This window comes from Herbaspirillum sp. RV1423 (genome assembly GCF_000577615.1).
In the GTDB taxonomy this organism is placed as follows: Bacteria; Pseudomonadota; Gammaproteobacteria; order Burkholderiales; family Burkholderiaceae_D; genus Herbaspirillum.
In genome coordinates, this window is the sequence record NZ_CBXX010000025.1 from 1 (window position 1) to 12,405 (window position 12,405).

Sequence of the window (12,405 nt, forward strand, 5' to 3'; positions counted from 1 at the left end):
GCGGCAGCCGGCAAGGGAACGGTCGTCAATGTGGCGGCAGGCGTAAAGCTGGATGCCTCCGGCATGTGGAGCAATCTGCAGGTGAATCCGGATGACATCAGCGGCATGCCGGCGATGAACGGCGGCACGGTGTCGGTGCGCGGCACACGCGACGTGCTGTTTGGCAAGGGCAGCCTGATTGACGTATCCTCGGGCGCGGCCATGCTGGCGACCGGCAAGAGCAGTGGCGGCAAGGGGGGGGATCTGACGCTGCAAGCCAATGCCGGCAATGCCAGCGGCGGTAACCTGGCGTTCGATGGCATGTTCAAGGGCTATGGCGTCAATGGCGGCGGCACGCTGAGCCTGTCGGGCGGCAACGTGGTGATCGGTACGGCGGCCAATGCGGCCCTGGACACGCTGGTGCTGGATGCCGCTTTCTTCAACAAGGGCTTTAGCCAATATCAGGTCACGGGCAGCAAGGGGCTGATGGTCAGCGACGGCGCCCAAGTCGATGTCAGCATGCCGGTGTACCGCTTCGGCGCCAATGCGGGTGCAGCTCTCAGCGTCGGCGACGGGCTGGAACTATGGACGCCGCCGTTGTATCAGGAGAACCCGTCCAAGGGCGTACTGACGCAACGCAAAGGCGCGAGTCTGTTTCTGCAGGCCGGCAATCTAGATTCCAGTGCGGCCGATATGGCCAGCGTGCAGGCGGTGGTCGGCAAAGGCGCGGTGATCAATGTCGATGCCGGTCAAAGCATCGGCATTGCCAGCATCGGCCAGTTGACAGTCGACGGCCGTCTCAATGCCTGGGGGGGGAAGATCACGCTGGGCGGCGTCAGCGTCAATCCGGGTGCGGCCGAAGGGGTGGAAGCAGGTGGTCATAGCCGCTCGATCTGGATTGGCGAGCAGGCTGTGCTGGATGTGGCGGCGCGCGCGGTGACCGCCACCGACATCAATGGACATCGTTACGGCCGGGTGCGCAATGGCGGCAGTATCGTCATCGGCGGCGAGATCAATGAGGCGGTCGGCAATGCTTCGGCAGCGAGTCTATTCGTCGTGGTACGCGACGGTGCGCTGCTCGACGCGTCCGGGACGCAAGCCATACTGGACGTCAATGGCATGGGGGCAGTGAACGTGGCAAGTCAGGGCGGCAGTATTTCGCTGGCATCGAACAACGGTTTGTATCTCGATGGCGTACTCAGGGCCAATGCCGGTGGCGCCGGTGCGGCCGGCGGCACGCTCAATGTGGCGCTGGAGTCGCCGGTGTATAAATCGACTGCCGTCAGCAATGTACTCAATGCGCGGGAGTTGGTGCTGGCACAAACGCAAAGCGCGGATCCCTTGACGGGGGTGAATGACCCGGCCCAAGCCGCGGCAACATTGACGTATGGTCATGGCGATTTGTCTGTGGCACAGGTGCAGGCCGGCGGCTTCGACAGCCTGTCATTGCTGAGCCAGGGCACTATCAGTTTGGCCGGCAATATCAATCTCAAGATGGCGCAGAACCTGCAACTGTACGGCGGCTTTACGCTGGCGGCGGGTGCTCCGGCCAGTTCCGACATCAATCTGGCGGCCAGCTATCTGCGCCTGGCCGGCACCAAGGCAGCCAGCCGCGATTCTTACGTATCGGCGCGCGCGGTCGATACCGCGTCGCGCGCCATGAGCGCCGGGATCAGCGGTACTGCCAATCTGATTGATATTCGCGGCGACGTGCTGGTCAATACCGATCGGTTGGAACTGGTCAGCGCCGACGATCTGCGTTTCCTCGGCATCAGCGATGGCTGGAATGGTACTAGCCCGACCACCTCGCTGACCAACCGCGGCGACATCGTGTTGCGCGCGGCCCAGTTGTATCCCGGCACTGGCGTGGGAGCGGTGGTCAGGGCAGGTTACAACAAGACCAAGAACGGTATCGTCAGTTATGATCCGGCGCGCAGTCTGATCATCGGCCGCACTACCGATTATTTGCCGGCCATGCCATATTCTGCATTCGGTTTTTTGCAGTTGTTTTCCGCGCACGTGGAACAGGGCGGCATAGTACGCGCGCCGCTGGGTTATATCAGCCTTGGCACCACTGGTTTTGATGACAATAAAACCTTGAGCGTCAATTTGCTTGATCACAGTCTGACCTCGGTCAGCGGTGCCGGTCTGATCATGCCGTATGGCGGCACTGTCGACGGCCAAAGCTGGAGCTATGACGGCAAGACGGTTAAATTCACCGGAGTCGGCAGCATGACCACTGGTGTGACCCTGGCCGGGGAGTCGGTGGCGGTCAAGTCGGGTGCGGTGCTTGATCTGTCGGGCGGCGGCGAATTGCTCGGTGCCGGTTTTGTCAGCGGTCGCGGCGGTTCCACCGATGCCCGCTTCAACCCGCTGCTGCAATACGCGGCCAACAGTAGTTTCACCTTGCCGGGCCTGACCACCAATCCGGTGTATGCGATTGTGCCGGGCATGCAAGGCAACTACGCGCCGATCAGCGGCGAACATGGCGCGGTTGATCCGGCTATCGGCCGCCAGATCACCATCGGCAGCGGCGTGCCTGGATTGCCGGCCGGCACATACACGCTGATGCCATCTACCTATGCCCTGATGCCGGGCGCGTTCCGGGTTGAAATCAACGGCATTGCCGGACAGGGCGGTTTTACTGCTGCGCAAGCGATGCGCAACGGTTCATGGTCGACTGCAGGCACTTTGTCGATTGCCGGCACCGATGTGCGCGACAGCCTCGCCAGCCAGTTGATCGTGACGCCGGCCAAGGTGCTGCGTACCTATTCGCAATACAATGAAACCGGCTATACCGCATTCGCATTGGCAGATGCTGCGCGGCTTGGCGTTCCGCGACCGATGTTGCCGCTCGATGCCAGAACGCTGCAACTCGAATTACAGGACGGAGCGGGCGCCATTGCCTTTAAATTCGAGGGAGAAGGGCGCTTCAGCGCTGCGCCAGGCGGTTATGGCGGTACCGTGGCTGTCACCGTCAACAACGGCAATCATCGTATCGAGATCGTGCAAGCCGGCGCACAACCCACGGCCGGTTTCAGCGGCGTGACACTGGAAGCCGACAGTCTCAACCGCATCGGTGCGGCGCGCATGCTGATCGGTGGCAAGACAGATGTACGATACGGCCAGAACGGCAACTACGTCGATTTCGGCAATGCGGCGTATGAAGTCGATCTGCGTTCCGGCGCACAGTTATACGCGCCGGAAGTATTCCTGTTCGCAGCCGATCCGCCATCGGGGCAAGGTCCCGGCCTGGTCAATATCGAGCAGGGCGCCGGCATCAGCACGCTGGGGCGCGGCAAGGCTGCCTACGACTCCAGCGATGGCTTCATTTATCGGGTGTCCGGTCACATGGTGGCAGCCTCCAACGGTTTGCTCAACGCTACGCCGAACAGCAGCATTTCGCAGGGTGGCGTCACCATCGGTGGTTGTTCGTCGGGTGCTTGTACCGGTACTACCACGCTGTACTCGGAAGGCACCTTGCTGGCCTCCACCACCGGCAGTTTCGTGCTCGATGACGCGGTGCGCTATGGCACCCGCAACCTGACGCTGGCCGTCGGCGCGATCAATGCCGGTAGTGCCCAGGCGCTGGCCGACGCGAAAGCTGCCGGCATCCGTTCGGCCGGACTGGCCATGAATCAGGACGTGCTGAACCGGCTGTTGCGCGGAGACACCAGCACCGGTGCGCCGGCGATCCAGACGCTGGTCTTGAGTGCAGCCAACAGCGTCAACTTTTATGGCGATGTGACGCTCGATACCTACGATGCGGTGACCGGCAAATCGACACTGGACCGGTTTGTGTTGACCACCCCGGCGATCTATGGCTATGGCGGCGCCGGCACAGCGGCGACGATCCATACTGCCAACCTGATCTGGGGTGGTGCTGAAACGTCACCGTCCAGCATCATCGCCAATGGCGCCGGTACCGGCATCGGCACGCTCAACCTCAATACCGAGCGGCTGGAATTTGGTTTCGGCCCGTTCACGCAACCCAACAACATCAAGTCCTATGACCGTTTGGCACTCGGCTTTGCCAACGTCAATCTGAATGCCAGCGAACGTGTGACCGCTAATCAAAAGGGTAGCCTGTCGGTGTATCAGTCGCAAGGTACGTATCAGTCCGGCAGCGGTTTCCAGTACAGCGGCGGTAATCTGAACATCAGCACGCCATTGCTGACCGGCGCGGCCGGTTCGGTCAACAACATCGTCGTCGGCGGCAACATCAATCTGAGCGCGCCAATGGGCGCATCATTGCCGGCGCGCAGCAATGACGCGCTTGGTGCTGAAATCAGCTTGCATGGCAATAACGTGACGGTCGCCACTACGGTGGCACTGCCGAGCGGCAAGCTGACGTTGATTGCCGATCAGGACCTGACACTGAGCGATGCGGCGCAGATTGATGTGGCCGGCGGCAAGATCCCGTTCAACGACATCGACAAATACAGTTGGGGTGGCACGGTCATTCTGGAAAGCCGTAACGGCGACATTCGTCAGGCGGCAGGATCGAGTATTGATCTGTCGGCGGTCAATAACAAGGGTGGCAGCCTGACGGCGACGGCGCTGGCCGATACCGCCGGCATGGTGGATCTGCAAGGCCGTATTCTCGGCGGCAGCAGCGGTTACTACGATGCCGGCGGCACCATGGTGCCGTATCTGGCCGGCAGCGTCGAAGTACGGGCGCAAACACTGGGGTCGAGCGGCACGCTCAATAGTCAGTTTGCGGCACTCAATACACGCTTGAACGAAGGCAGTGTCTTCGGTGGCCGCAGCTTCCAGTTGAAGCAAGGCGATCTGGCCATTGGCAATGAGGTCAAGGCCAATGCCGTCAATGTCTCGGTCGATAACGGCAGCCTGGCGGTCAACGGCGCGATTGACGCCAGCGGCGAGCGGGTCGGCACCATCCGTCTGGCGGCTACCAAGGGACTGACGATCGGCAGCAATGCGGTACTTGATGCACACAGCACGGTCTTGCGCGTGGACAGTTACGGCAAGATCATCGACAGCCCGAACCGCGCCATTGTTGAACTCAATTCCGGCAACGGCGTTTTGACATTGGCCAGCGGTGCGCAAATTGATTTGCGCCATGGCACCAATACGGCGGTCGGCAACGACGGTGTCGCACGCGGCACGCTGGACCTCAACGCGGCGCGCATCGGCAGCAACGGCAAGCAAACTGACGCCGATGCCGCCACTTACGGCGACATCGCCATCGACGCGCGCGGCAGCCTCAACATTCGCGGCGCCAGGTCGATCGCGGTCAATGGCGTGCAGCGTTACGACGATGCGCCGCTGGGGACTGTCAAGGATGCCGCCGGCAATGATGTGCTGGATGCCAATGGCAAGCCTGTGCTTGATCTGGCGGCCGGCGGTCGTCCGTATCAGGTCATCAATCAGGATTACCTGAAAGCGAAAGACAAGGACAGCAACGACTTCATCAACGGCGCATTGGCCAACAGTAATCTGCTGACCGGCAAACTGTCCGGCCTCAATAACGCGACCTATGCCAATGCCTTGCATCTGCGTCCGGGCGTGGAAATCGTCAGCAATGCCGTCACCAATCCGGGCGGTGACATGGTGGTGCAGGGCGACCTTGACTTGTCGGGTTTCCGCTATGCCAGTCTCAACCCCAGGACACCCGTGGTCAACGGCGTCTACGGTTCCGGTGAAGTGGGCACGCTGACGCTGCGAGCGGCCGGTAATTTGGATATCTTTGGCAGTATCAATGATGGCTTTGCTCCACCGCCACCGACGCCGGACGACAAGGGGTGGATCCTGTTGTCCGGGCGCGACTTCACAGGCGGCGATATCGTGGTGCCTGGCACCGGAGTGACGCTGGCCGACGGTTCCGGCTTCCCGGGCGGCACCACGCTCAACTACGATTTGCCGATCAAGGACTTCAGCATTTCGGGGGGCAGTCGTTTGCCGGTAGCGGCAACGCTGGCGCAAGATCTGACATTGCCGGCAGGTACCGTATTGGCAGCGGCGGTGCGTGATGCCGGCGGCAATATCCTGTTTGCCGCCGGGAGTTTGCTGAACACGGCGCAAACATTGGTGGCCGGCACCCAACTCGATGCAGGCACAGTATTGACCACGGCCACCGCGCTCAAGGCGATGACCTGGCCCAAGGGAGTGCCATTGCCCAAGGGGAATCTGCCGTTGAGCATGGTGCAGCTCAATGGCGACAAGGCGCTGGCGACCGGGTCGCTGATTCCCTCCGGTGCTGATGTCAAATTGCCGGGCGGGGCGGCGTCGGTAGCGTTGCGGCCGGAAGTGGGCGGGCGCCAGGGACAATTATGGGCGATTGCGCCGATGCTGGCCGAGGGCTCGCAGTCGTGGTCGATGCGGCTGGTAGCGGGAGCCGACCTTGGCGCCGCCGACAGCCGTACCGTGCAAACGCGGCCGGTTCATAGCGATCTGCGCCTGGCTGACAGCCATTACGGCATGTACGGTGTGGGAGCGCTGAGCAATGCGCGCTGGACGCAGGCCGGTGCAGATGAGATCGGCAGGTCCGATCTGGTGGGCGAGCCTATCGATCCGGCACTTGCGCAGTATAACTATGGGCTTAGCGTGAACGATTTGTGTAATGGAGATTACTCTTACGCATGCGCTTTCAGTGCTAATCCTACCTATGACATGATGATAGGCAGCAGCCGTTTCAGCGTGCTCCGCACGGGCACAGGCGATCTGGAATTGCTGAGCGGCGGTAACTTGCGTATGGATTCGCTGTTCGGCGTGTATACCGCGGGTAGTTCGGCGGCTGCCACGTTTGCCAACGATCCTTACAACCAACCTAAGGGCCGCAACGCCAATGGCAAGGTATTGAGCGATCCGGATGGCACTCGCGAGTCATTGGTCGACGGCAGCGCCACCAGCGTTTACCGCGCCTGGTATCCCGATCAGGGCGGTAACCTGTTGCTCAAGGTCGGCGGCAACCTGAGTGGTGCGCAAATGATGCCGGTTACGGACCCCTCGGGTCATCCGAATCCGAGCGAATTGGGTTACGACACCACCAATGCCGGCAACTGGCTGTGGCGCCAGGGTAGCGGCAGCGCCGCCACCGGCGGTGCTGCGCAGCCGACCGCGTGGTGGATCAATTTCGGCAGTTATACTGCGCTCCAGGGTAACGCCGACAAGATGGTTGGTTTTACCGGTTTCGGTACGCTGGGCGGCGGCAATCTCAACGTGCAGGTCATCGGCGACGCCGGTTTTCTGAGCCCGATGGTTGGCAGCAGTTTTGCCAACGGCATCAATCCGCGCAGCCAGGGGCTGGTGCTGGCGGTGGGCAGCACCGGTCGCGTTGCGGCCGATGGCAGTGTGCAATTGACCGGCGGCGGCGACCTCGATGTGCGCGTCGGCGGCACGCTCAATCCGGGCAGCGATGCCTATCAGAGCCACCTGAACGGCGCCGCGGTCAATCTGCGCGGCAATGTGCAACTGAGCAGCGCGCAACTGGGCAGCTTACCGCTGAGCTATGACAGCAGGTATACGCTGCCAAGGGAAAGCCGCGCCAGCGATCCATTCACGGCTGCGCGCGGTCGCGCTTATGGCGGCTTGACGCTGGTACCGGGTGACGCCGTTTTCAATATCGACACGCTCGGCGATCTGGTGGTGCAGGACGTAGCTGACCCGGGCCGGGTGACGTCGATGAACGCTTCGCCGTTCATTAGCAGCGCCGGCGTGAATGGTCGCGGTCAGAGTTGGTTTACGTTGTGGACCGCGCACACTGCGCTGAATCTGTTTTCGGCCGGCGGCAATCTGGCGCCGTATACTCAGGGCCTAGGCACCATCTCGGACGATGCCGTACTGTATCCGTCCATTGTCAGGGCGGTCGCTGCCAGCGGCAGCCTGTACTACGGTAAGGCGACCAGAGATCCGCGACTGGACGACACAGAGTCGCTTGCGCCTATGGTGCTGGCGCCGGGAGCCAATGGCCAGTTGCAATTCCTGGCGGCCGGTTCCATCTATGCCGCCGGTTTTTCCGTGAGCCAGTCGGGGGCGCCGGTCAGCGCACTGGCAACCCCGCAACAACCTGCCTTCGCCGGTTGGGTCGACAGCGTGTCTTTGTTTGCGCCGGTGAGCACCAATGTATCTCCGTTGGGAAATCCGCTCTCTTCTCAGATTTTCCCGTTGTTCGTATTCGGCGCAGACAGCGCCGCCGGCCAGCTTGCCGGCAATGCTGACCCGGCCCGCTTTTATGCACTCAGTGGCGACTTGGTCGGCGTCAGTAGCGGGCGCATCCTCAGCTATGCCGATCGCAACAAACAGAATGGCCGGGTGTTGCCGCGTTTCGGCCAAACTTGGTATGAGGGCGCGCAGCCGGTGTGGATGATGGCCGGACGCGATATCGTCGGCAGCGGTAACTTCCTGGCACAGCCGGATGTACAGCCCGACGGCAGCGACAGCATGTTGTCTGGTATCGGCAATCTGTTCGTGCACACCCGGGCCACCGACGTGTCGGTGGTGTCGGCCGGTCGTGACATTCTGTATAGCTCGTTCAATGTAGCTGGTCCGGGCACGCTGGAAATCACGGCCGGCCGAAACATCCTGATGCAAGACAAGGGCGCGGTCACCAGCATTGGCGCGATTGTGCCGGGGGATACCCGGCCCGGGGCCGGCATCGTGATGCAAGCCGGGGTCGGCAGCGGCGGCCTCGATTACCTGCGTTTCGTGATGCCGTATCTGGACCCGGCCAATCTGGCGCAGAACGGCGTGCCGCTAGCCGATCAAAGTGGCAAGGTGGCCAAGACTTACGAGGCGGAGCTGGTGGCGTGGCTCAGTCAACGGTATGGCTTCAGTGGCGACGGCGCGGCGGCGCGTGCTTATTATCTGGCGCTGCCGCCGGAGCAGCAGCGCGTGTTTGCGCGCACCGTGTATTTTGCCGAGTTGCAGGCCGGCGGTCGTGAATACAACGATGTCAACAGTCCGCGTTACGGCAACTACCTGCGTGGTCGCAACGCCATTGCGGCACTGGCGCCGGGGCGCGATGCCAACGGCAAGCCGGTCTCGTATGCCGGCGACATCATCATGTACAAGGGGATGTATACCTATCAAAATCCAGGCAACGGCCAGGTTACGAACACTCCGCGCAGTGGCTACGTACGCACCCTGTTCGGCGGCGACATCCAGATGCTGACCCCGGGAGGGCAGATCGTGCTGGGCATTGAAGGCGCAGCGCCGACCAGCACTTCCGGCGTCATCACGCAAGGCTCCGGCAATATCCAACTGTTTGCCAAGGACAGCATCCTGCTCGGCCAGAGCAGGGTCATGACCACCTTCGGCGGCTCCATCCTGGGTTGGTCGGCGACCGGCGACATCAACGCCGGTCGCGGTTCGAAGACGACGGTGGTCTATACACCGCCCAAACGCGTCTATGACCAATGGGGCAACGTGACCTTGTCGTCGGACGTGCCGAGCACCGGTGCCGGTATCGCTACGCTGGCGCCGATTCCGGAAGTCCCGGCTGGGGACATCGACCTGATCGCGCCGCTGGGCACCATCGATGCCGGTGAAGCGGGCATCCGCGTCTCGGGCAACGTCAATCTGGCGGCGCTGCAGGTGATCAACGCCGCGAATATTCAGGTCAAGGGTGAGTCAGTCGGGATTCCGACGATTGCGGCAGTCAACGTCGGCGCACTGACCAACGCCAGCGCGGCGGTGAGTTCGGCGGCGAGCGCGGCGCAGGAGTCGGTGCAGCGCGCCCGCAATGAAGCGCGCCAGGCCTTGCCGTCGATTTTCACGGTGCGCGTGCTCGGTTTCGGTAACGAGAGCAGCGGTACGGAAAACCGTCCCGTGCCGGTCGGTGCGGGCTATCAAAACGGCAGCGCTTTTCAAGTCCTCGGGCAGGGGGAGTTGACCCCGGCACAACGTTCCAGACTGACCGACACCGAGCGGCGCAATTTGACGCAATAACCGGGGGAAGAGAGAAAACAAGCGATGCAGGCGCATGAAAATGCGTTCCTGCAACGCGCCGGGCTGGCATTCAGCAACAGGCAAGCGGTGTACGTGCCTTCTTCGCCCGGCCCCATCCAGGGGCTTCAATGAGGAAGGGCACGTGCTTGCATCGTCGTACGCAGCGCAGATTGTTTTGAGAAAATTTAATGGTTCGATCTTCTAAATTGAGCCTGATTCCGCATGTCGCGACAAAGCGCATTCCGCTGCGCGGCCGCAGCCATGACCGTCAGGTCGCGCACCGTACTCACCTTTAATTCAAGGGGGATAAAGCTTCCATTGACGATTTCTTCCGGTCCGAAGAGTTGGCGTTGTTTTGAGTCCTGTATAGTAGGCAATCTTGCTAGCGTTATGCGCTCAGCGGCGATCGGGCCAGGCTGTCAAAGTGACAATGTCTCACGGAGTTGGCGACACGGGCGTTCATTCCTTCGCAAGCCGCGCATGTTTGCATCGCGAAGCTACGCCGACAGGAGAAATCGAGATGAAAGACGTTCATGACCGCTTCTGGGTTCCTGAAGCCAACTTGCGTGCGGCAGAAAAATCGGCGAGGAAGAACGCCAAAAGAAAATTCCATGGTGCCGTCGCGGTTTTCAACAGCTATGTACCTACAAGAAAAGAAATTACCTCGCTTCCGCTGGTTGAAGTCAGGAAGATCCTGGTCGAATGGATGTTGCACAGCGTGACCGAGATCATCCCCAGCCGCGCGCAAATCAGCGAAGTGAAATCGATTCTGTTGAGCAGGAGTGATATCACAGGGGACTCGGAATTGGTCGTTATGTGTGACTGCTACCTCCGGAACGACAACTGATTTCGTTTGCGTCTGATCGCGCCCGTTATCCGGGCGGCTCTCAGCCGCATCTCCTTCGCGTTGATTTCGCAAACCATCGACTCGCTATCCACTATGGCCGCTGTGCCGGTTTATGTCGCGCCTCTTGCCAGAGTGAGGTATTTTTCACGCCGAGAGTGTGCTCTTGTTGCTATAAAATAAGGTCATTGCAACTGGTCTTTCGCATCAGGAAAGATTCTCCACGTGAGAGAGTACTGCAAAAGGACCCCCCCGAGAAATCGAAAATCTATTTGCGCCCCTTCGGGCCGGTACGCAAACGGTAAGGGGGAAGAGGGGGAACACTATGAAAAAAATCCGGTTATCGCAGGGGCGTCATGCGCTTGCGGCTTGCGGTCTGTTGTATCTGTTGAGCGGATCGACCTCGTGCCCGGCAATCGAGAGCATCGAGGCCCAGGCCAGTGGCGTATTCTTGAATGCCGATGGCGACGTGCTTACCGCCAGACACGCGGTTATCGGATGCCGTTCGCTATATGTGGTCAAGGATTCCAAAGTCGTGATGGCGACCTTGCGCGCCGTCAGCAATCAGGAAGATGTGGCGGTGTTGGCGACGGCGCTCAAACCTTTTCTGAATGCTGTGTTCCAGCGTGCGGAGTTGCCGCCGGATCGCAGCGTGGCGGTGTTTGCCGAAGCCTATCCACGACTGTCGCGCATGCCTGATCGCGCTCGCACATTGAGTAACGCAATTACGGTGCCGGAAGACGACGGCGAGCTTCAACTATTGTCGGGCGTGAAGCCCGGCGCCAGCGGCAGCGCGGTGCTCGGCGCCAGCGGTCTGGTGCTGGGAATTGTGGTGGAGCGGGTCGCCGGCTCGTCGTCAAGCGCCGGCATGGCGCAGGTTCACGCGCACAATCCGATGAAAGCAGGTGGCGCGACCTTGGTGAGGGCGGTGTCTGCCGCCAACATCAAGCGCTTTTTGCGGGGCAACGGTATCGGCTTTACTGAAAGCGACGCTGCACAAATCAGCGCACAACAATCGCCCGCTGCACGCGCATTCACCTTGGGCGTCGGTGTCATTTGCGGGTAATTTTGCGCGGCTAAACTTAAGGCCTGACGTATTTTATTTCACGGAGACGGACATGCAAGAATTTTCGCAGGCTGAACGCAGATCTGCACCGGTGCACGCAACGCGTTGGAGCAACATCCTGCAATGGCTCAAACGCATCGGCGCCGGCATCGGTATTGCTGCCGCGCTGGCGCCTGCCGAAGCTTTGCCTGCCCAGCCGATGCAAGCACCGCAACCGCCGCAGCATTGGATCAGCTATGCGCAACTCGCCAGCAATCAATTCGCGGCATGGCTCAGCGATCCGGCCGACGACGCCGTTGTGCGGCTGCATGGCTGGATGCAGGAACGCTTGCTGAAAGAAGGCCAGCCGCTGCCGCCACCGTTGGTGACGCGCGTATGGGTGGCGCCGTCGGGCCAGGTCGAGCGACTGGAGTTCGCGTCCTTGGGCAATGCGCAAGCCGATGATGACTTGCGCGCCTTGCTGACCACGCGTCCCTTGTCGGAACCGCCGCCGCCGGATATGCGCCAGCCGATGGTGTTGCAACTGATGCTGGATTTTCCGCAAAAACAATAGACCAAGATCGCAGCATGCCGCGTCTTCATCCTTTTTTCGTGCATCGTTTCCGCA

The 12,405-nt window shown here is 61.1% G+C and carries 4 protein-coding genes; all 4 read left to right on the top strand.

Annotation, left to right across the window (positions count from 1 at the left end):
• The first annotated feature begins 30 nt into the window (after positions 1-30).
• Positions 31-9,888, top strand: coding sequence for a filamentous haemagglutinin family protein (locus RV1423_RS19205; RefSeq protein WP_231502368.1), 9,858 nt, complete (start codon positions 31-33; stop codon positions 9,886-9,888).
• Between the two features lie 520 nt (positions 9,889-10,408).
• Positions 10,409-10,735, top strand: a complete 327-nt coding sequence (locus RV1423_RS19210; protein WP_034300107.1) for a hypothetical protein — start codon at positions 10,409-10,411, stop codon at positions 10,733-10,735.
• Between the two features lie 322 nt (positions 10,736-11,057).
• Complete coding sequence (locus tag RV1423_RS19215; protein ID WP_034300110.1) at positions 11,058-11,798, top strand: serine protease; 741 nt, start codon at positions 11,058-11,060, stop codon at positions 11,796-11,798.
• A 52-nt stretch (positions 11,799-11,850) separates the two neighbouring features.
• Positions 11,851-12,351 (top strand): hypothetical protein, encoded by a 501-nt coding sequence (locus tag RV1423_RS19220; protein WP_051516791.1) that lies wholly within the window; start codon positions 11,851-11,853, stop codon positions 12,349-12,351.
• Positions 12,352-12,405 lie beyond the last annotated feature (54 nt).